The organism is Bradyrhizobium sp. 27S5, from assembly GCF_037217225.1.
Classification (GTDB): Bacteria; Pseudomonadota; Alphaproteobacteria; order Rhizobiales; family Xanthobacteraceae; genus Bradyrhizobium; species Bradyrhizobium septentrionale.
Genome location: NZ_CP147714.1, coordinates 1,361,962 through 1,382,936, shown reverse-complemented (window position 1 = coordinate 1,382,936; position 20,975 = coordinate 1,361,962). Strand labels below are relative to the sequence as shown.

Annotated in this window: 9 protein-coding genes, 8 pseudogenes and 1 riboswitch; of the genes and pseudogenes, 8 read left to right on the top strand and 9 right to left on the bottom strand. The window is 58.2% G+C overall.

What is annotated here, in order from left to right; all coding sequences use genetic code 11:
* Positions 1-288: 288 nt before the first annotated feature.
* Positions 289-485: riboswitch (cobalamin riboswitch) on the top strand.
* A 101-nt stretch (positions 486-586) separates the two neighbouring features.
* Positions 587-2,920: pseudogene (gene metE, locus WDM24_RS06625) on the top strand (5-methyltetrahydropteroyltriglutamate--homocysteine S-methyltransferase).
* Positions 2,921-3,664: 744 nt separating this feature from the next.
* On the opposite strand, the gene hemN (WDM24_RS06620) reads toward metE, so the two are convergent.
* The 4 genes from hemN (WDM24_RS06620) to WDM24_RS06605 form a co-directional block, all read right to left on the bottom strand.
* Positions 3,665-5,017: an oxygen-independent coproporphyrinogen III oxidase gene (hemN, locus tag WDM24_RS06620; RefSeq protein WP_338823081.1), complete on the bottom strand. Its 1,353-nt coding sequence runs from the start codon at positions 5,015-5,017 to the stop codon at positions 3,665-3,667.
* 566 nt (positions 5,018-5,583) lie between these two features.
* A complete protein-coding gene (locus WDM24_RS06615) occupies positions 5,584-5,886 on the bottom strand; it encodes a hemerythrin domain-containing protein (protein WP_338696110.1) in 303 nt (100 codons plus the stop codon).
* Positions 5,887-6,006: 120 nt separating this feature from the next.
* Complete coding sequence (locus tag WDM24_RS06610) at positions 6,007-6,183, bottom strand: helix-turn-helix domain-containing protein (protein WP_224924784.1); 177 nt, start codon at positions 6,181-6,183, stop codon at positions 6,007-6,009.
* A complete protein-coding gene (locus WDM24_RS06605) occupies positions 6,098-6,586 on the bottom strand; it encodes a cyclic nucleotide-binding domain-containing protein (RefSeq protein ID WP_338830722.1) in 489 nt (162 codons plus the stop codon). The genes WDM24_RS06610 and WDM24_RS06605 overlap by 86 nt, the downstream gene beginning before the upstream one ends.
* A gap of 936 nt (positions 6,587-7,522) precedes the next feature.
* Between WDM24_RS06605 and WDM24_RS06600 the strand changes: the two genes are divergently transcribed.
* The 3 genes and pseudogenes from WDM24_RS06600 to WDM24_RS44410 all read left to right on the top strand — a co-directional run bounded on the left by WDM24_RS06600 (position 7,523) and on the right by WDM24_RS44410 (position 9,527).
* Positions 7,523-8,197 carry an EamA family transporter gene (locus WDM24_RS06600; protein ID WP_338696106.1) on the top strand — a complete coding sequence of 225 codons (675 nt, stop codon included), beginning with the start codon at positions 7,523-7,525 and terminating at the stop codon, positions 8,195-8,197.
* Positions 8,198-8,290: 93 nt separating this feature from the next.
* Positions 8,291-8,665 carry a hypothetical protein gene (locus WDM24_RS06595; protein WP_224924218.1) on the top strand — a complete coding sequence of 125 codons (375 nt, stop codon included), beginning with the start codon at positions 8,291-8,293 and terminating at the stop codon, positions 8,663-8,665.
* Positions 8,635-9,527, top strand: a pseudogene (locus WDM24_RS44410) (hypothetical protein). The gene WDM24_RS06595 and the pseudogene WDM24_RS44410 overlap by 31 nt, the downstream one beginning before the upstream one ends.
* Before the next feature lie 637 nt (positions 9,528-10,164).
* Here WDM24_RS44410 and WDM24_RS06585 read toward each other — a convergent pair.
* From WDM24_RS06585 to WDM24_RS06570, 4 genes and pseudogenes are all read right to left on the bottom strand, one after another.
* The gene (locus WDM24_RS06585) at positions 10,165-11,130 is read right to left on the bottom strand and encodes a TauD/TfdA dioxygenase family protein (protein ID WP_166104080.1); all 966 of its coding nucleotides are present in this window, start codon (positions 11,128-11,130) and stop codon (positions 10,165-10,167) included.
* Positions 11,131-11,328: 198 nt separating this feature from the next.
* A pseudogene (locus WDM24_RS06580) lies at positions 11,329-11,918 on the bottom strand (helix-turn-helix domain-containing protein); the annotation flags it as partial.
* Positions 11,919-13,163: 1,245 nt separating this feature from the next.
* Positions 13,164-13,410: pseudogene (locus WDM24_RS06575) on the bottom strand (IS256 family transposase); the annotation flags it as partial.
* A 444-nt stretch (positions 13,411-13,854) separates the two neighbouring features.
* Positions 13,855-14,625: pseudogene (locus WDM24_RS06570) on the bottom strand (NEL-type E3 ubiquitin ligase domain-containing protein); the annotation flags it as partial.
* Between WDM24_RS06570 and WDM24_RS06565 the strand changes: the two are divergent.
* Positions 14,623-15,012, top strand: a pseudogene (locus WDM24_RS06565) (ISL3 family transposase); the annotation flags it as partial. The pseudogenes WDM24_RS06570 and WDM24_RS06565 overlap by 3 nt on opposite strands.
* A gap of 36 nt (positions 15,013-15,048) precedes the next feature.
* Here the strand turns inward: WDM24_RS06565 and WDM24_RS06560 are convergent.
* Positions 15,049-16,217 (bottom strand): IS3 family transposase gene (locus WDM24_RS06560; RefSeq protein ID WP_338830721.1). Its coding sequence is split into 2 segments (ribosomal slippage): positions 15,049-15,929 and positions 15,929-16,217, totalling 1,170 coding nucleotides; the frame shifts between segments, so codons are not numbered across the junction.
* Between the two features lie 1,686 nt (positions 16,218-17,903).
* Here WDM24_RS06560 and WDM24_RS06555 point away from each other — a divergent pair.
* The 3 genes and pseudogenes from WDM24_RS06555 to WDM24_RS06545 form a co-directional block, all read left to right on the top strand.
* Positions 17,904-18,005: pseudogene (locus WDM24_RS06555) on the top strand (IS66 family transposase); the annotation flags it as partial.
* 817 nt (positions 18,006-18,822) lie between these two features.
* Positions 18,823-20,157, top strand: coding sequence for an oxygen-independent coproporphyrinogen III oxidase (gene hemN / locus WDM24_RS06550; protein ID WP_338830720.1), 1,335 nt, complete (start codon positions 18,823-18,825; stop codon positions 20,155-20,157).
* A gap of 166 nt (positions 20,158-20,323) precedes the next feature.
* A pseudogene (locus tag WDM24_RS06545) lies at positions 20,324-20,506 on the top strand (IS630 family transposase); the annotation flags it as partial.
* Positions 20,507-20,975: the final 469 nt, after the last annotated feature.

Genomic DNA, 20,975 nt, shown 5'->3' with positions numbered 1-20,975 from the left:
GCTATCTTATTCGGTGGATCGTTGATTGCTTGGAGAAGGCAGCGCAGCGCGCCGTGCTTGATGAACCGGGGCCAGCTTGCATGAAAGCCGTCTGTTCGACCAAGTGGTCCTCGGTGCAAAGGCGGCGTATTCGGATTTGTCGCGGCCCACGCGGAGGGACTTTCGGGATGTCATCCGATGTCCGTGATTGTAGAGCGACTTCTGCATCGAGTATGAACGGTGGGCATGCCGCTAGGCACATTAGCAGATCGCAACATGACGCGAGGTTGACGGAATATCCCTTTTGCCGATAATTGAAGGTGTCGAGGTTCTCCGGTCTCATTAGGCCGGAGCTAAGAGGGAAGCCGGTGTCAATTCCGGCGCTGTCCCCGCAACTGTGAGTGGCGAGCTGTCCAACGAAGGCACTGAAGCCTGACGGTTTCGGGAAGACCGGACAGCAGCGCAGAGCCGCGAGCCAGGAGACCTGCCCCGCCACTATCTTCGTCCACCGGCGGGTGTCCCGGTGGTGCGCCAAGCAGCGGTCGCTCGCGCGGCTTCTTCTGCCTGCGTCCGCCATGGCCTTTGCCACCAATATGGGGTTAACGCTATGTCTCTTCTCTCTCTTCCGGTTGCCACACTCGGAACGCCACGCATCGGTCCAAGGCGAGAGCTCAAGGTTGCGCTCGAAAGTTACTGGGCCGGAAAAATCGCCGAACAGCAGTTGCTCGAGGATGCAGCTGGCCTACGTGCCGCAAATTGGGCTCGCCAGAGGTCTCTCGGTGTCACCGTGATCCCATCGAACGATTTCTCGCTGTACGACCAGGTGCTCGACACCAGTGTCATGGTTGGTGCCATCCCAGAAGTCTACGAGACGAATGCCGGATCCATTTCGCTCAAGACATACTTCGCCATGGCACGCGGGGCACAATGCGACGGTCAGGATGGGAGTTGCGGTCACCCGTCGCGTGGATATGGCGCACCCGCGCAGGAGATGACCAAATGGTTCGACACCAACTACCATTACATGGTCCCGGAATTTCACCCGGGGCAGACTTTCAGACTATCCTCTCGCAAACCAATCGAGGAGTACGAGGAAGCCAAGGCCCTTGGCTTTCAGACGCGCCCTGTCCTGATCGGGCCGGTTACATTCTTGAAGCTTGGCAAGAGTGCCGATCTTGCGTTCCAGCCACTGTCACTGCTAGATGACCTGATACCGGTCTATATTGAGCTTTTGAAGGAATTGGCCAAACGCGGGGCAAATTGGGGTCAATTCGACGAACCTTGCCTAGTCCTTGTTCTGGATGAGAGTTCGCGAAAATCCTTGGTACATGCTTATGGCCGGCTCGCAAAGGAAGGGCCGGCCATCAAGATCATGGTTGCAAGCTATTTCGGTGGCCTCTGCGACAATCTGGACGCTGCCCTGCGCCTGCCTGTTGCCGGGCTGCACGTCGATCTGGTTCGCGCGCCAGAGTTATTGAGCCAGATCATTGCGAGCGGCGAGTGACCTCGTCATGTCGCTCGGCGTCATAGACGGTCGGAATGTTTGGCGATCGAATTTGTCGGCGCTCCGCCAGCGACTGGATCCCGCGATTGCGAAGCTTGGTAAGGACCGCGTACAGATCGCCCCATCCTGCTCGCTGCTTCATGTGCCGGTCGATGTTGAACTCGAGACCGGGCTCGCCTCCGACGTCAAGAGCTGGCTTGCTTTCTCGGTTCAGAAGATGCGTGAGCTTGCGACCTTGGCGCGGGCACTCGCAGGCGACCAGAATGTTGCGAAAGCTCTTGCGGAATCGGAGTGTGCCGCAGCCGTCCGCGGGACGTCGCCGAAGATCCGAGATGCCAATGTCGTTGTCCGGCTGAGTGCGATCAACCAGGCCATGCGCCGGCGGGCCAGCCCATTTGCCAGTCGGGCCGAGATCCAACGCAAGCGCTTCGGGCTTCCAGCGTTCTCGACCACGACGATCGGATCGTTTCCTCAGACCTCAGAGGTCCGTAATACCCGGGCGGCGCATGCGCGAGGCGCGATGAGCGACGAGCAATACGACAAGTTCCTCAAGGAAGAGACGGCGCGCGCCGTACGTTGGCAGGAAGACATCGGTCTGGACGTGCTCGTCCATGGCGAGTTTGAGCGCAATGACATGGTGCAGTACTTCGGCGAGCAACTCTCCGGCTTCGCATTTACCAAAAACGGTTGGGTGCAATCCTATGGCTCGCGCTGTGTCCGGCCGCCGATCCTGTTTGGAGATGTCTCACGGCCGAAGCCGATCACGGTGGACTGGTGGCGCTATGCGCAGTCGCTAACCAAAAGGCCGATGAAGGCGATGTTGACCGGACCAGTAACGATCTTGAACTGGTCGTTTGTTCGCGAGGATATTCCCCGAAGCGAAGTCTGCCGTCAGATTGCGCTCGCAATTCGAGATGAAGTCGGCGATCTCGAGAATGCGGGTGCTTCCATGATCCAGATCGATGAGGCTGCACTACGCGAAGGCTTGCCATTGCGTAGTGCGCAGTGGACCGTTTACCTCGAGTGGGCTGGAGATTGCTTCCGCATCTGCTCATCGGGCGTCGCCGAACAAACTCAGATTCATACCCACGTGTGTTACTCAGAATTCAACGACATCATCCATGCGATTGCTGCAATGGACGCAGATGTCATCTCGATTGAGACTTCGCGCTCGAAGATGGAACTGCTCGACGCGTTCAGGAACTACAACTATCCGAACCAAATTGGCCAGGCGTGTACGACATTCATTCCCCACGCGTTCCCGAGACCGGCGAGATGAAGGAGCTCATGGCCTTGGCTCTGAAGCGGCTGCAGCGGTCGCAGTTCTGGGTCAATCCGGACTGTGGCTTGAAGACACGCAAATGGGAGGAGGTTCGCCCGGCACTTGTCAACATGGTCGCTGCGGCCCGCGAACTGCGCGCTGCACCGCTCCAATAGGCCATTGATCCTTGGTCAGGTCTTTCGTCGAGCTGATCGGCTTAAGGAGATCTCGATAGTCCCGGGAGAGCCTTGGTGAATACAAAAGGCCCGGCCGCGTTTAGCGGCCGGGCGGAAGTCGAGTCTGGGAGGAGCGACGCTGCTAGGCATCGCGGCCACTTCCATCGGCAGAGGGAGCACGGCCCACGGATCGATCTCGGCGAGGACATTCGCCGAAAATCTAAGTCCCAGTTAAGGCACAGGATGATCGTAACTCAATTATGCCCTGGTATGCGCCCAATATAGCCAAGGATTAGAAGACTACACCAAGGTTGTTGCTGATGAGGACTGTCTCAACGACTCGCTGAGTCGAGCATGGGTGGGCGATGATGTGGAGCGATCGCCATGGAAGGCAACGAGCCGCAGAACGTGGTGCGCTCTCCTGCCCGCAAACAATACGCTCAATCACCGAGACATATCAAAATCGCGCTCGCAAGGACCTCATCATCACCAATGAAATGAGCAGCTTGAGTTAGGCCAGATTCGGTCGGTCGTTGGTCAAACCGTTGTCGCCCGATTGGAATCCTCGGTTCCAACGAGTGTTTGAAATCTACGTACGGCTCGACGTAGTGGGTGTGACGACGCTTGTAGATAGCTCGGGACCGGATGCCAAATCGGCGTGCTATCAGCCCCGCGATACTCCTAACCAGAAGCCGATTTGGTGATGTTGATCTCCGATCGGAACCGGATCGGGTTGGCTTCGGTTCAAACCGCCCGACTGTGCGTAGCCTCCGACCCAGGGAGGTGCGCGTCGAACGAAGATGCGACGCTCCGGACGAGAAACTCTGCGCCATCGACCACGGAAAGTCGACCGTCGTCCAGTACGGCAACTCCATCTGCGATCAGGTTGGCGAGTCGAGAACGATCGACGACGGCCAGGCTCGGATCCTTGCCGTAACGACGGCATGTCTCGCAAAGATCGACTGCCAAGCCGCACATGAGTCGCTCGATGATTTCGGCGCGGAAGCGATCGTCGTCGGCCAGCAAATAGCCCTTCATCGTGGCCAGCCGTTCCTCGGCGATGCGAGCAAGGTAGTCCTTTATCGACACAGCGTTCGCGACGAACCCTTGTTGCATCTGGCCAATGGCGCTGGCGCCGAGTCCAAGGAGGGTGTCCGCCGAATCATCCGTATAACCTTGAAAGTTGCGCCTCAACCTGCCTTCCTGCCGTGCCAGGGCGAGATTGTCGTCCGGCAGGGCGAAGTGATCGATGCCGATGCGTACATATCCAGCGTCGACCAAAGCTTGCGCGATCGTTTCCGATTGGAGGTGTCGCTCGACGCTGTCGGGCAGAGTGGATCCATCGATCTTGCGTTGATGCTTCTTAAGGAAAGGAACGTGCGCGTAGCCAAACACCGAGAACCGATCCGGATGCAGTGCGAGGCATTTGGAGAGAGTGTCGAGGCAGGAAACGACGGTCTGCTGGGGCAGCCCATAGAGCAGGTCGAAATTAATCCGGCCGATGCCGGCGCGGTGTAGACGATCGACCGATACTGCGGTCTGTTCGAAGCTCTGCAGACGGCCAATGGCCCGTTGAACAACCGGATCGAGGCTTTGGACACCTAGGCTCGCCCTGTTGACCCCGCAATAGCCTAGCGCCTCGGCCATCGGCTCGGTCAATATGCGTGGATCGATCTCTACGGCGATCTCGGCATCAGGCAAAATTGCGAACGAATAGCGCAACGAGGCGACCAGATCAGCAAACGTTTCAGGTGTCATGATCGTCGGCGTGCCGCCGCCGAAGTGGACATGGGAGACCGGTTGTCGTCGACCGATGGTTTCTCCAATGAGGTAGGCTTCAGTTCGCAGTGCGGTTGCATAGGTCGCGAGCGGCTCCTGGCGTTTCATGACAGATGTGTGGCAGCCGCAGTACCAGCACATGCTTCGGCAAAATGGCACGTGCACGTAAATCGAGGCGGACTGCTGGCCGCCTAACGACTTGAGCCACGCTTGATAGTCGGATTCGCTAACTGACGCCGAGAAATGGGGAGCCGTCGGATAGCTGGTGTAGCGTGGCAGGGAGTGCTGCCCGTAGGATTTTGCCAAGTCGGGTCGCATTCTTCTTCTCTGGGTCCAAATCGCAGTTACGCCGGATAGGTTACGCCGGATAGGTTTTTACGCTGCGTCAGTTTAATGGTGGCTGATGGCAGTGGCGAGTCTGAAGCCAAATTGGTAGGGCATGCCCACGGCGTATATCGTCCCTGGATCGCGATGAGCGGTGATGCCGCAGCAATGGGCGGCATGCAAGCCAGTTCTCGTTTTGATCCAATTGCATGAGCGAAGGGAGAAAGTATTCCTCTCCCGAAGGATACTAGCCGTCCCTCGTGAGGCCATGTAGCGGGCTGCTGGCCATTCCGGAGGAAAGAGCGACCGAACTCCGTTCGGCTTCAGCTTCTTGCTCCAATTCTAGGATATGCGCTCTTAGCGCATCGGAGGTCGCCCTTGCTGCTTCGCTGAATAGGGGATCACCATGATCGGTGAGAGCAGAAGCGATGTCGGACCAATCCTGAGGGGATAGAGCCAGAACGGCGGCGGGAAATAAATCTCGTTCTTCCAACATCATGTGGTGCCGCTCGCGTACGATAAAGTCGCGTACGGTATTGCCGACGTCTTGCCGAACGAGTTCACGATCCGCGAGGACCCATCAATAGCTTGAACGGCGTGGTGCAGACGGTCGACGACTTCCTGGTGTTCATGTGCGAGATTGCCGACATCGCATCCGGATCGCGAGTCTCGAGCTTTGAGAAAATCAAGTCTTCTTGAGGATGATGGTACATCGCCGGGTAAACCTCGAAATAGCTGAGGATCGCGCGAATGACCTCATAGTCCGGACGGGTCCCATGCTCGAAAACCTCCAATTCGCGTTGGAGGAAAGTCAGAAGAAGATCAATATTGCGATGCTCTCGAAGCAACAGATCGATGGTCATTGCAGGCTCCATGGAGGAACAAGGTAGCAGGTCGCTCGAGCTAAGGGTCAGTGTCCTTCACGGCGCCGCAATTGTTCGCGCTGTTCTTGCAGAATTCGCATTTTCGCCGCGGCTTGCGACTTAACCCAAGTTCTGCGCATAGCGGCTGGATAATCTGCCGTCACGCAACTCGACTCGGCGTGAGGTTGGTAGGGCAATAACGCCATTCTGCTCAAGTTGGGTAAAGGCGTACGACACCGTCTCGATGGTCAAACCAAGGTAATCGGCAACATCCTGCCGTGACATGGGAAGTTCGATCGCAGCGTTCTTGGTAGCGCGGCGAGACATATCGAGCAGAAAGGCCATCACCCGATCTTCTGCGCTGCCGATCAGGAGCATTGAATGTTGCTTGAAAGAGGCGGAGCTCCAGCGCCATACCGTCCCACGGCTGTCGCGTGAGCTCCCTCTCGTGACTGGCGCGAACAATGACGGCGGAGCGCTTCACCATCAGCAGATGCGTCTCACAGATCGCCTCGGCCGAAGAGATATGGCTTTCTCTGGCCTCGAAGCCGAAGATGTCACCGGGCAGATAAAATGCACCGATCTGACGGCGTCCGTCCTCCAGAATCTTGTAGGTTCGCACAGCACCTGACACCACCTGATACAGGTATTCAGCTGCCTCATCCTCGCCGTAGATCTCGCTGTTGCGAGTGAACCGCATCGGTGCCGCAATCATACCAAACGGACCACAACCATGCGGCTGCCTGCGCAAGACGCTAGTCGGATGTCGGCTGATCTCGTGAGAAGGTGCGGCCAGGCGGAAGCGCAATGCCTTAGAATGTGGCAAGTCGATATCGATCGAAAATCACCGGAGAGCGGCAAGGCCAGCCGTTGAGCCGGATCAATATGTCACCCGAGCCAAGTTCTCGGGCTCACGCGTGCGCGCGTATCCGATCATACCAAGCTCGTCGTCCAGGTGGACCTGGCGTAACCGATGAGGGGAGCCGCCAATATGCGCGTTGTTCACAGCGGCGGCCGGCCGGTGGCTGGAGAAGGATTATTGGCCAGGTCATCCTAAGGCGGAGAGCCGAAATCGGCCGTGGACGAAGGTGCCGGATCCGCCCATCACCAGCAGGTCGAAGCTTTGGTGCGCCGCGAGCGACAGGAGGGTGCGCCCCGCTGACCGGGATGCCGGGAGTGAAACGACCTTTTGCAGCAAGGCCGACTTTGTACTGCCCCAAATGCTCCGTAGAACTTTCCGCCGGAAGCCTGTTTGGAGCGGCGATCGCGACAATGGTGAGGACGTCAGCTTCGCGCAGCAGCGGCATCGCGTCGTGCAACGCGCGGGCCGCGCGACGGCTGCCGTCCCAGCAAATCCCGATTCGCCAGGCCGAAACGGGCCGTGGAAGATGCATGGCAGGCGGGCGATCGGCAAGTCGCTTCGCTCTAGGAGTTCTCTTTGTGGCGCTTTATGTCGTCGTGAGCGCCGCAGGGGAGGTTTATGCCGCGTCGTATTTTCAGCAAGCAGACGTGTTCGTCGCTCTGCTGCTGTCCTTTGCTGCGGTTTGTCTAATGTTCAATCTCCTAGCTCGCCACGAGGGAGGCGAGGCGCGGCTGACGAAGCGCTCGCTCCCGGTGCTTTGTCTCGCTCAATGTCGTGACCGCGATAAGCTGGATCGGCTTGTTCATCGGTCTCAAATATGCAGAACCGGCGATCGTCGTCGCGTTCATGGTGGCGTTAGGGCCCACAGCAACAGTGTGGTTAAATGCACTGATCAGGCGACAGGGCGTCCCTCCAGCATCCGATGTTGTCGTGAGCGTTACGATCGCGGCGATTGGATGCTACATGATTTGGATCTCGGCTAGCGGCAACGCGGGCATGGAGTGGGGGACTCGATCGTCCTTTGGCATCGTCTTGGCAATCGTGGCCGGTCTCTCGCTGGCCCTCACAAATATTCTCGTCAAGTTACTCTTCGACCGTGGGTTTTCTGTACGGCAAGTGCTGGCCCATCGGTTTTACGCAACCATTCTGCTGCTGCTGGGACTGGCTGACTATTCCTCTCTCGTGCTTGAGATCTCGCAGCATTGGCTTGCAATCGCGACGATTGGGCTGTCGACGATCATCGTTCCTTTGCTCTTGATCCAAGCGGGCATTCGCCGCGTAGAGCCGTTCACAGTCAACATGGTCCTGTCCACGGCTCCTATCATCACCTTTCTGTTCCAATACTGCGATTCTCGCATCGTGCCCTCCTCACATACGTTCGTTGGAAACGTGCTCATTACGGCTGTCGCCTCGGGCAACATCTACTTGCAGTATCGGAGATCCGCATGAAGGAACGCAGTTGCGTAATCGTGGACGCATACTCGACCGGTCGATGACCTACCGGAGGAGTTTGAATGTTATGAAATTGGAACGGTGCACGTGATGTCTGCTGCGCAAATTCCTGCGATCTTTCAACCGCATTTCAATGCAGATCTGTATGATGAAGTCACTCGTCCGCCCGAGCAAATGTCTAATGAGGAGATCGTTGAATTTCATGCTCAGGTCCTCCGCGGCAGGAAGCTGGAGTTTGTTATCGCAGGGTGCGAAACCGGTGTTGAGCTCGCCAACTTGCTGTCGGAGCGGCTAGGCTTACCTTCAAATGGGACGGCGCTGTCAGCCGCCCGACGTGACAAAGCGCGTTTGGCTGACGCGCTGGGCGCTGCAGGCGTGCGATCGATCAGGCAGGTCGTGTATACAGCTGCGCTGCCGGGTTCGAGTTTGAATTTATGCTGTTCAAGGAGAACGCAGACACGATAGAAGAGAAGCCCTTTGACAAATGGGTTCCGTTAACGCGTGGTCCATTCGGTTACTCGATTGCGCGCTCTGTCGCACACCAGGAGCTGTTCGGTGAGATCTTGGTGCTTTGTGACAAGGCCAGAATACCTCTTATCGCGCTGCACTTTGAAACGGGGCCTGGCGTCATTGAAGCGTCACTTCATTATTGTGATGCGCTGGAGGCCGCGGATCGAGCATCGCATTCAAATCGATGATAAAGGCGTGGGCGCAAACGCGGGGCATGATGGCCACTTTCATGGCCAAGGTTTCTGAGAAATGGCCCGGCCGGTCCGGACATATTCACATCTCAGTTGCGTCCGACGGTGACAATGCGTTCCACGACCGCGACAGGTTCCGCAGTATCTCAAAACAGATGAGTCAATTCATTGGCAGACAGCTGAAATACATGAGTGATTTCTGTGTGCTCGCCGCGCCGAACTTCAATAGCTACAAGCGGTTGGTGCCCGGCTGCTGGGCTCCAGCCTGTCCAATAGGCGCGGACATGAACCCATATCTCGCGCTCTCGTGCGCGATCGGTTCAGGCATTCTGGGAATCGAAGAAGATGCTGCATTGCGGGCTTCGATCGTCGGTGATGCAAGCGAGAAAACCTGCCATACTTCCGCTGACTTCCGCAAAGCTTATCAGAGGCGACATACCGGTTTGCACGGTCTCCAGTCGCCAGGGATGTCTTTGGAGACATGTTTGTTGAAGCCTTTTCTTGCTCGCGCCGTTGGGAATGGGAATCCGTTCAACATCGTGTTACCGACTTTTAACGTCAGCGGTGCTTCGAGATCACCTAGCGTAAGCTCCATGCTGCTCCAATGGTTCGTGATGTCGGCTTGACCTCGGATCCTTGTCAGGATGCACAGCGCCTTGCAAGCCCGCGGGCCCGAGCGTATCGGCGATCGGCATCACCAACCGCACGTTTCCGGCTGTTCGATCGGCCATTCTGTTCCAGTTCGTCAGCTCCTCGAAAGCGAACCTTCTTACCATTCGAACCTCGGCTCAAGAGGTCGATGCTGCCTATAACCGAACGTCGCGAATCTGGGATGTCCGCTCCGGAAATAGGCTACCGGCGAGAGCTTTATGGTCTTCAGTTGGATAAGCGGTGCTGGCTCGCCAGGAATTCCAACGGAGTACTCCGGCAGAGAGGGGGACAAAACTCTATTCAAGCAGGCCGTGAGCGCCACCAGAACAAACCATGCGGAGATGAAAGCGAAGATTGAGCTGACGCGCGCAAGCGGGCCGGCTGCAAAGGTCGCCGGCACAACACGTGCGTCATCGACGCAATGGTGTAAGTCGGGTCATCATCTGCTCCAACTGTACCGGCAAAGGCTCCGATTTGGAGCTCGAGCGATCCATACGGCAACTTTTCACGGTGACTACTCTGGGAACAACGACGTATGGGGCGCGTGCGCTGGACCTCAGACGATTTCAGCGGGAGCAGTCAACCAGTGGGACTCAGCGGGAACAGCTCCGTTCAGCCAGGCTCGCTCGATTGTCCAGCTTGGAGCATGATGGGCGGTATCGAGGGCGGCTGCTTGGTGATCTTGAGCCGCGTTATGCTGCGCCTGCCGTCGACGCTTACGGGCACGTCGCCATCGATCGTGGCCCGGCGCATGACGCGATGCTGATCGCCATAATCGTTGACCGCGTAGTGCAACGTTGCGCAGTTGTCCCATATCGCGACGTCGCCCTCCGTCCAGTTCCAACGCACGGTGTTCTCGGCTGCAGTGATATGATATTGGAATAAGTCGAACAGTTTCTGACCGTCATATTTGGGAATGTCGACAAAACGCTGTACCAACGCGCCGAGCAATAGCGTGCGTTCACTGGTCTCGGGGTGGACGCGGACGAGAGGATGCTCGGTCTCAAAGATGGTTCTGGTGAAGACATCGTCAAAATGCTTCTTGTCGACTTCGCGGACACGGGCCATTCCGGCGTAATCGAAGAGGTTGCTGTGAACGGCCCAGAGGCCGTCGGCAAGCCGTTGTAGCGGAGGCGGCAGATCGAGATACGCGGCTGCTGTATTCGACCACAGCGTATCGCCGCCGAACGATGGGATTACAACGGCTCGTAGAACCAGAATCTTCGGATATGCGTCGGCAAAGGTCCCATCTGCGTGCCATATGTCAGCGCGACCTCCGCCGCGGGTGGAGTCGAGTTCAAGGAGCGACGCAGTTCCGTTGGCAGCACCGAGCATCGGGTGCGGTACCAGCTTTCCGAACCGAGCTGCAAAGCGCTCCTGCCCAGCATCATCAAGATGGCTCTGGTTACGGAAGAAGATCACCTTGTGCTCGAGTAACAGACCACTGATCGCAGCGATGATCTGGGTCGGCAAATCGCCCGTGAGCCTCAGATCTTTGATTTCGGCGCCGATGCGCGCTGCCCGTTTCACAACGTTGCCGCGCGGAATGACATCATCGATCAAAGGTGTTGCACTCATCGTGACATATCTCCCACGTCTGGTCGTCGCTTCCTCGTCCCAGCCAGTGAATGATCCACAGCAAGCATTGTGCCAGGCGAAGGGACCGCGCCCCAGGCGGCCATGCACGACACGGACACTAAAGGATTGGAATATTTGGCGCGAGCCGGCCAGGGACTGAGCTCAGGCGCAACTATGCCGCTTCTAATCGTGGCTCTAGCCGGGCAAGGCGCGGCCGTTGAGCAACTTCGGATGCTCCAAGGCGTGGATCTGAGCGCTTCTCGTCCACGCATAGCGCCTTCGCTGGCGGGGCGACGTAAAGGCCGACTACATCGGCGGCTTTGGCCGCAACGTTCGGGTCATTGCTCTCCCACCAGACTGGCGAGCCGCGAGGTCAATCTTGTGGTTGTGCAGGGGCCGCCAGACATATTGGACATCAACATCGCCCAGCGCCTCGGCCAGCAGAGGGCGGGTGGTCCAGCGCGCAAACCCTTGCGCGGGGCGCCTTATCCAGCAGCTTGAGAATCCGCTTGTCGGTCGTCTTCGTATAGATCGCAGCTTGCCGGGCCGCGGCTTGTCTTGCAGCCCTTCAAGACGTTGCTCAGCATAGCGATGCCGCCAAAGGCTGACAATCCGCGGCTAGACCCCAACTTCCTTGGCGATCGACCGGGGGCCGCGTCCGGCCGCCGCCAACAGAAGTATCCGCGCTCGCTTCAAATCACGCTGCAATGTCACCGGTGAGGGGCAACAGGTTTCAGGCACTTGCGATCTTTCCTCGAAAAGCGCACTTCTCTTGCTTCGGGTATTATCTCGCTTGAATCACGACTCTCGTTCCACGAAAAGTGGGTGCTAGGGTGAGCAGGCGTTGATCGAGGCGGGTGTGGAGAGCCTTTCGTTCGGGCAGCACAAGAAAGCCTGTTCAATCGAGATCGCGCAGAGTCATCGAGGGGAATACACCTCAGTTGATAAGCGGTCCAATCGACATGTGAAAGCGGCAGTCGTGACGCCGTCACGGCGACTTCAACGCCTCGTCGATCCAGTTCCGCGGCATCCTTGTAAGCAGATCAACGTCCCCGGGTGTGCCAAGATACTGTGCTCCAACGGTTTCACGGCCGATTGGCCCGGCCGGCTTTGCCGGAGCTTGCGCTCGCCACGCCGGGCCGCGGCAGAAACGGTTGTCAAGAGTCCAAGCCGCGCCGAGCGTCGAAGCTTCTATGGGTGTACCGCGCAAGGCGGAAGCGCGCTGTTTGGAGCTTGGAGGGCCTGCGAGAAGAAGGGAGGCGGGCCGTTGTCCAAGACGCTGCAAATCTGCTACTGGCGGAGCGAAGAGCGGCATGATGAGGGCGCGCTGCGCGGTTTACGGAATGTGGAGCGCGTCATGGTCGAGTAGGTTGCAGCTTGGAACAGCAGCGGCGACACGAAGCACGCCGGGTGGAGAATTGTGGACACACGATGGGAGGTTGGCAAAGTTGGCTGGGATTGAAAAAGAGACGCCGAGAGTAGCGTGACACCATGGTCTGGCCTTATTTGAGGCGGAAGTCGCCGGTCAAAAGTGCAGGTGCTATATTGGGAAAGGCGGAATATGTCGAATGAGCGGAAAAGCATTGTCTGCGCAGGACAGATCTTGGTTGATGGCAGTCCAATGCGCTGCAAGGTCCGCCACCTCACGGCATCCTCCGCAATCGTTCAGACGCCTGACGCGCGTTTCATGCCCGCAACCTTTGGGCTGCGCGTTCTAAGCGCGGACATCGATACGATATGCCAGGTAGTTTGGCGTGATGCGCGCCGACTTGGCGTGACATTTTTGAGTTAGTCGACAACAGTTGCCCAGACGCATCACCGTCCTGAACTCGGACCCTATTGAGTTGTAGGTTTGCAGGACACTTCGACTTGATTTCGGCCGGTGCCGCCGCATGAGGCGCATCGAATCGCTCCTGAAGAGCAAGCGTCAACCACGGAGTGAAAGACCTGAAGACAATTTGAGCTGGACGTGCGGAGCCTTCATCGACCACGCGTCGACGGTCACTCTCCTGCGTAACTGTGAGTACGACAGATATCCGCGAGCAGCGCACCGCTACCGAGCCGATGCCAGTTATGATCTCTCGCTCGGGCAGATGGCCGTGGCGCACCAGCCGTTGGCGGCCATCATCGGTAACCTGCGGCGTGCCTGCCGAGCAAAGCCGCCACTTCGGCCTCCACGGCCTCCATCAGCAGCGCTCGCGCGCCGTTGCGAAAAACCTCGGTAAGCGGGTCCGCGAAACTTCCTGGCTGGGAAAATTGAAAACCGTTAGTGTCGGTCACGGCGTATCTTCCTTCGATGGAAACTGGAGGCTTCGAACACCACCACGATACGCCGCCTTACCTCTTCATGCTGTCACCAACTTTCGCCCATAGCCTATCCGGTCGATCCACTTGGATGACCTTATCGAATCATCGATTCAGCAATTGTCCAGAAACCTGTTCAGCCTCTTCAACGCCTCCGGGATGCGACCTGTCAATAGGTTCCGTCGTATTTGTTTCGGCTGGCGGAGACGCAGGACTTTCGGAAAGGAGTGCGCCTTTTGGAGGTCAAGGACTTCATTCCAACAAAGGTGTACCTACAAGTTCGTTCTTCGAATTCTTTGTTGATTTCTAATGCCTCTGACAGGCTCACGCCTGTCGATGCCAGGACCAGAAAAAGGAGCTGATTCTCTTCGGCCAGCTCGGCGTGGCAAAGCTTCATGTCGGCTTCCAAGAGGGGAAGTCTCACTGTTCTAGGCCACGCTCTGCGAGCAGCCGGTGCATGACCTCGCCTTTTATCTCGGCTGCGATTTGGTTTCGGACTTGGGCTCCGAGCACCCGCTCGGCATCGACGTCGCCTACCAGACCATGTTCGGCCAGTCGCTGATCCAGACGGCTTTGAAACTCTTCGCCCATGGCTTCGACAAGCCGGTCCTGCATCGCTGCATGTTCGTCCGGTGCGATGCGCCTCAGCACCGTCTCCCAAGGTTGCCAGCGGGTGGCCATATAGTCGGTGAATTGGTTCGCTTCCCGCTCCCGGACCAGGTCCAGCGCCTCCGTCGCATCATCCTCGCTTACGCGAGAGACCGCCAGGAAGCGCATGTCAGGGGCGACGTGACTGAGCTCCAGCGGCTCGCGCAGCCGATGTTGATAGGCCAAGTAGACTTCCACGTCGTCTATGTCTGGGTCGAGGCTGAGGAGCGAGTTGACCCTGTCGCGCGCGATCTCGTCAAGTGCCTCCAAGCGGAACGCAACACGGCCGCGCTGGATCAGTTCGCCAAGACGATCGTCATATACGCCGCCTTCGACATCAGCGTTGAGGCGCGCGGTCTGCATACCGTTCCAGTGCAAGGTAACTCGATCCTCGCAGCTCGCGTTGGCCTCGGAAGCCTGTGCAAAAAACTGCTCGCGCAATCTCGGATTGGCCGCCGCCTGCCGCAGATCATCAGCCACTCTCTGCCGAAACTCGTGATTGCCATAGTTAACGGTCTCTCGTAGCCTCTCTAGGAACCAGGCGGCTGTCGCAACGGTGCCGAACTCTAGCGCCGTTTGAGAGGGCAAGGCTTTAAGGGATCACTGCACGCGGTGGCGGAATGGGCCACGCGACGGCGACGCGCCGAGACTATCAGCCGTCAACAATTGCAGAAGGTCCCCGCCGCCAGGACGATCGCGCAGTTGTTGACGACGAAGAGCGACCACCTAAGCAAGGCCGAGACCGTAACGGATGCCGGTATTGAACAAAGCGTTCCTATGCTGGCCGATGCCCACGCTCTCGTTGGCCGCTTCCACGCGATGATCAGAAAGAGGGGCGAGATCGAGTTCGAACCTTGGATGGATGAATCCAAGCGGAGCCTCATTGGCTCGTTCGCGAATGGCATCGCCAAAGATAAGGGTGCGGTGCACGGCTAACACTGATCTTCCCCCGAAAAAGTGGACGGTTTAAGCGGCTTTTAGCTCCGTTTTGATCGGGGCGATATATCCGATGGCGGAATGGAGCCTGGTGCGGTTGTAGAAGCCCTCGATGAAGGCGAAGATATCGCGCTGGGCTTCGGCGCGGGTGTTGTAGTCGCGATGATGGACGAGCTCGGTTTTCAACGTATGAAAGAAGCTCTCCATCGGGGCGTTGTCGTAGCAATCGGCCTTGCGGCTCATCGATGCGGTGATGCCGGCGCCCGTGAAAGCGTCGCGATGGGCGCGTGAGGCATACTGCACTCCGCGATCGGAGTGGTGGATCAACCCGTGCTGCGGGCGTTGCTGCTTGATGGCCATTGCCAGAGCCGCGGATGGCAGTTCGACCTGCATGTGATCCCGCATCGCCCACCCGACGATCTTTCGGCTGAACATGTCCATGACGGCCGCCAGGTATAACCAGCCCTCCGCGGTCGGGATGTAGCTGATATCGGCGAGCCAGACCCGGTTTGGCGCTGCGGCGGCAAAGTCACGCGCGATCAGGTTCGGCGCGATCGGCAGATCGTGACGACTGTCGGTGGTGCGAACCCGACGGGGTCGCGCCATGAGCGCTCGAATGCCATATCGACGCATCAGCCGTTCGATCCGGCCGCGGCTGGCGCCCCGTCCCTGGGTCCGCAGAGCGGCATAGACCCGCGGGCTGCCATAGCGCTGACCGCTGTCGTGATGGACCTGCCGGATCTCGGCCAGGAGCGTGGAATTGGAGCCCGCACGCGCGCTCACCGGGCGCTCGCGCCATGCGTAATAGCCCGCCGGCGAGACCTCGAGCACGGCACACATCAAGCGTATCGGATAGGTCTCGCGGTGGTCCTCGATGAAGCGAAAGCTCATGTCCGGGTTCCGGCAAAGATCGCGATCGACTTTTTTAAAATGTCGCGCTCCATGCGCAGCCGTTCGTTCTCCTGACGCAACCGGGCGATCTCTGAAGCCTGGTCCGCCGACATCGGCGTCGCCTGCGTGGTGGGGCGCCACGCCGCCGATGCCGGCTCCTGCCGGAGCTTATCTACCCAGCGCCGCAGCACCGAGTCGCGCAGACCCAGCTCTTTGGAAACCGACCCGATCGAGCGACCGCTCGACACGACCAGTTCGACCGCCTGGCGCTTGTAATCCTCGGTAAACGACCGACGTTGACGTTCCATTCGACACCTCCGGGCTCATTGAGCCTACTACAGGTGTCCACTCATTCGGAGGAGGTTCACACGCAACCATGGTCCAATGGCCAAGTGGAAGCTCAGGAAACTCAAGCTGGTCAAACGGCAGATGTACGGGCGCGCTAAGCTCGATCTCCTTCAGGCTAGAGCGGTTTTCGGTTGATGTGAATCGGAACAAATAAGGGGGGTCCCTGAGGCGCGCTAATCAGATTCGGGTTGCTTTGACAAGCAATGGCGAGGTCGCGATGGCGAAGGGATACTCGAAGGATCTCAGGGCGCGGGCGGTCGCGCTGGTCGAAGACGGCGAGAGCAGACGGAAACGGCGCGGGTGCTCGGTCTCGGCGCCTCGACCTCCGCTAGATTGAGCGCTGGGTGACGACGGGCAGTGCCCTTCTTTAGCCCGGGCCGCCCCGAGGATGAATAGAGGATGAGTGGCCAGGGAGCGACGGGCCCCCCAGAAAAGGTAGGAGCCCGATCCAATGTTGATGCTGTACCGTCAAACGTCGTTAGCCTTTCGGGCTGGACTCCGTGGAGCATCAGGATCTGACGATGTCTAGAAAGACTGCCTGCTTGCACGCCGAAGTTAAGAAGCGCATTGCCCAGATCGAAAGTATGAAACTGGTCCAGATTCAACGGGTCATGATGGATTGTGTGTCCGAGCGGTCCGCTGGCAGGATGACGACAGATGAGGGCAATGCGTTGCGCCGAGCACTGAACAAACGGGTTAGCATTCTCAGACGAGACCTTATCGCGTAAGAGTTCGCGAGCTTGTCAGGCAAAGCACTGACGTCGCACAGCGGTAGGACACGAATTTAGTCGGGGAGAACCCAGATAAATGACTGCTTTTAGGTGGGGTTGCTAGGTAAGCGATTTACCCGATGGACTAAGCTGGACGACCAGCGGGTATTCGAACTGCGGGAAGCCGCGCGAGCTGCGCAAGAGATCGCGAGTGAGCTAAAGCGCAGTGATTCGGCGATCAGGATCCGGGTCGTCACCCTTGCGGGCCTAAAGAAAGAACCCGCGGTGGGGAGTTAGGACGAAGAGGAGCGGCGTCTTTTATTTGGACTCCCTTACCCTCGGCGATCGTTGCCGGCCATTGACGACACGGGGGCGCACTCGGCGCATCCCGCCCTTCGTCCGTCCGGCATTAGGTAGGTGATATGAAACAGCATGTCCGAGTGGCGTCAGCGGCGGTCGCGTTCGCTTACCATCGCCGCTGCGAAGTCCTCAGCGTGTACGAACGCGAAACCAAAACGCGCAACGAGATTAGTGTCGCCGTATGCGGAAAACAAGTGTACGGATACGACTACGACAGTGAATGCCACGTCAGCGGTTTGTTACCGAACCTATGTCACCACGGGGCGAAATCGCGTTGGATATTGAGCCCTGGGACCTCGGAGATATGCATCGGCTACGAGGACGACACATCGTCCTTCTTCTCAGTGAAAATCGTCAGCGGTCACGTTCAGGTATTTGATTGCCGCCAAGTCCTGTCCTTCACATACACAGTATGGTGGAGAGACGTGCAATCCGATAGCTGCTGATGCCCCTCGGCTCGCCGAGGCCGGGTGATTTCTACGGAGGATTAGGCCGAGAGGACGTTGAACTGGAACACTGCGAGGCGGTCGGCGACGCTGGAGTTGGCTTCCGCGTCTCTCGTTACCGGCACTTGCTTTGACGACGGAAGCGCTTCTGGCCCAGATTGCCGTTGCCAAATATGCCGATGGCGAGCCGCCTTACCGCCAGGAGGCCATCTACGCCCGCGACAAGCTCGACCGCCACGCAACAACCGCATCTCACTAGGCCGGCGAAGAGATGCCTGGGCCGCCGGCGTCGGCGGTGGGTACACGAAGGACCTGCTCGGCTGCGCGGCGGCGCGGGAACAAGGGGACGTGCAATAATCGCGTGAACATCCGGCACGATGCGCTGGCGCCATCCGTATTGAACGGCCTCCGGACGCACTTAATAAAGCCCGAATTGTTCAAGCAGTTTTGCGAGGAATTCACCCAAGAAGTGAACCGAATGCGGATCGAACGTCGAACCGATCAGGATGCTGGGCAAAGCGAGCTGGAAAGAGTCAAAAAGCAGATTTGAGGCATTATCACTGCGATCAAGATGGCATGTATGAACCGTCGATGAAGGCTGAGATGGATGCGCTCGAATCGTGCTGCGCGGTGACTTGGCCGCGATCCTGCGATTTGCGGCGGACAAGAAGAACCCCGACTTCCTCTCGGAGGCCTGGGCTCTGGATGGCTTGCTATCGCAAACATCGGTCGTTGCGGGACCGGATTTGAACGTATGACCATCAGTTCATGAACCCTCCTGCCCTATTGATCCTATGCTGCCAGGCTGCCAGAGCGAATTTGATCCCGCCAGCCGTCGGCGCGCTTTACCACATCCGCCGCGAGCTGATGGTTTGAGATCATTGCTTCTTCATAAACGTGTGAGAGCCAGAAGCGACACACCTTCGGAGGACGGATTGCCACTACGCCCAGACAAAGATCGAGACCAAAGCGGGCGCATTGACATGAAGCAAAGACACCGAAGAGGAGATGGGTCAACTTCATGTTGTGTGAGCATGGATAGATAAGACGTGCAGACCTCGTTGCTGAACAAATATTGCGATTCCCGCCTGCCTTGGTACACTATTTATCCGACCGTACCTGATTTCTCCGCGATGGTGGGCGCCAACACTTATGGGAGATGGTTGAGGCGGCTGCCGCGCGATGAACCGGTATCCATCTATCTCCACGTTCCGTTCTGTCGCTCGATTTGCTGGTATTGCGGCTTCCCGACAAGCCTCACTCACAGCGAGCGACCGATCCGCAAATATCTCGCGGTGCTCCGCGAGGAGATTGATTTGGTCGCAGCGCAGGCGCCCCGCGCCTTGTCCGTCAGCGACGTGCATTTCGGCGGCGGGACGCCGACCATCATCTCGCCTGCCGACTTCTTGGGCCTGATGGAGCTCCTGCGCGACTGCTTCACATTCAGCAAGTCGACCACCGTTGCCGTCGAGATCGATCCCAGAACGTTCACGACCGAGATGGCCGAAACATTAGGCTCAGCCGGCGTCAGCCGCGCCAGCATTGGCGCGCAAAGTTTTGATCCCCTGGTGCAGCGGGCAGTGAACCGCGTCCAGAGCGAGACACAGATAGCTCTTGCCGTCGAAAGTCTGCGCCAGCATGGAATAAGCCGCATCAACTTCGACCTCCTGTTCGGATTGCCACACCAGTCGGTGCAGTCCTGCGTTGACTCCGCCAGAATCGCGGTAGCTATGCGGCCGGACCGGCTTGCGGTTTTCGGCTACGCCCATGTTTCCTCCTATATGAAACGTCAGCGCCAGATCGATGAGGCGGCGCTGCCAGACAATGTCGCTCGCGCCGAGCAAGCCGCGGCGGTGGCTGAAACTCTGGTCGCGGCGGGCTACCGACAAATTGGGCTCGACCATTTCGCCTTGCCATCCGACGAGCTCGCGCTGGCGCAGAAGGCCGGTCGCCTTTGCCGCAACTCCCTGGGTTATTCGGCTGATACCTGTCAAACCGTGATCGGCTTCGGTCCGTCCGCCATTGGCCGCCTTCCTGACGGCTACGTCCAGAATGAGCTCGCAACCGCTTCCTATCATCAGCATATCAAAGCTGGCTGCTTCCCGACTTCAAAGGGCTACCGTCTCACCGAGGAAGATCGGCTTCGGGCCGAAATCATCGAACGCGCGATGTGCGACTTACAGGCCGATGTTCCAGCAATCTGCGTCAAGCACGGATTTGATCCGGTAGCTTTTCTTGTTTCAGCTGATCGCTTGGAGATGCTCACCGAGGACGGGATAGTGGAGATCGAGAAGGGTATCCTCCGCGTCAAGCAGGAGCACCGTTTTGTCATCCGCGCCGTTGCTGCGGCATTCGACGCTTATCTCGACCGCGCACCATATTAACGAAGACCACCCATATGCGCACAGTTCTTGAAGCATCAAATGAGGTCGCGGGCCGCGGCCCGTACGGTCATACTAGAGCATTTTCCGACCGGACCGAATCGGGTGGGATTCCCAAAACGGCGCGAGTCAGATTCAAGCCACATGCTGGCGAGGGAGGCCAGCATGTATGGCCAGGGCGTTTTCGGTTGATCTTCGCCAAAGGGTGGTAGCAGCGATTGACGGTGGCATGTCCTGTCGACAGGCTGCCGAGCGCTTTGGTGTCAGCGCGATCCGCCGGCGCGGTCGCCTCAAGGAAGTCGGCGACATCGCTCCTAAACGCCAGGGCGGTGACCGCAAATCGAAGCGCATTCGCAATTGATTCTGGAGGCGGTGACAGCGAAGCCGGATATCACGCTCGCCTAGTGGCTCTGCACAGTGATTTTGATAAGTTGGGTCCGGCGGTCAGATTAGCTCCGGCAGGGGTTTCGGACCAAGATTGGATCATCCGACGACCAACCGAGACGGGGCCCTGTTCGTGGGCGGCAATCTCATGACTATCCGATTGCACGTGAACCAAATCCGTAACGCGCCGAAGATGGGACGAGTCCGAACTACGGCTGCAGACACGAGTCAGCTTGCAACCGTTCATACGCATACTAAAGACTTTCAAACACGCGGCGGTGAACGGCCTTACTATGGGAACTCCAGTCAATTGCGAACAATATCTAGCATTCGGAGGACAGCATAAATGAGGATTGCCCAAGTCCCAGCGCAAAACAACACGGCAGCACGCCACGTGTTGGCCCTGAATCGATTTCGCCATTTGATGAGCTCGGATG

Coding starts and splice junctions, on each gene's coding strand:
- WDM24_RS06615 (WP_338696110.1), bottom strand. CDS start 5,886: ATGACCATCGATCTGTTGCTTCGAGAGCATCGCAATATTGATCTTCTT.
- hemN (WP_338823081.1), bottom strand. CDS start 5,017: ATGCGACCCGACTTGGCAAAATCCTACGGGCAGCACTCCCTGCCACGC.
- WDM24_RS06595 (WP_224924218.1), top strand. CDS start 8,291: ATGTCTGCTGCGCAAATTCCTGCGATCTTTCAACCGCATTTCAATGCA.
- WDM24_RS06585 (WP_166104080.1), bottom strand. CDS start 11,130: ATGAGTGCAACACCTTTGATCGATGATGTCATTCCGCGCGGCAACGTT.
- WDM24_RS06605 (WP_338830722.1), bottom strand. CDS start 6,586: ATGCGGTTCACTCGCAACAGCGAGATCTACGGCGAGGATGAGGCAGCT.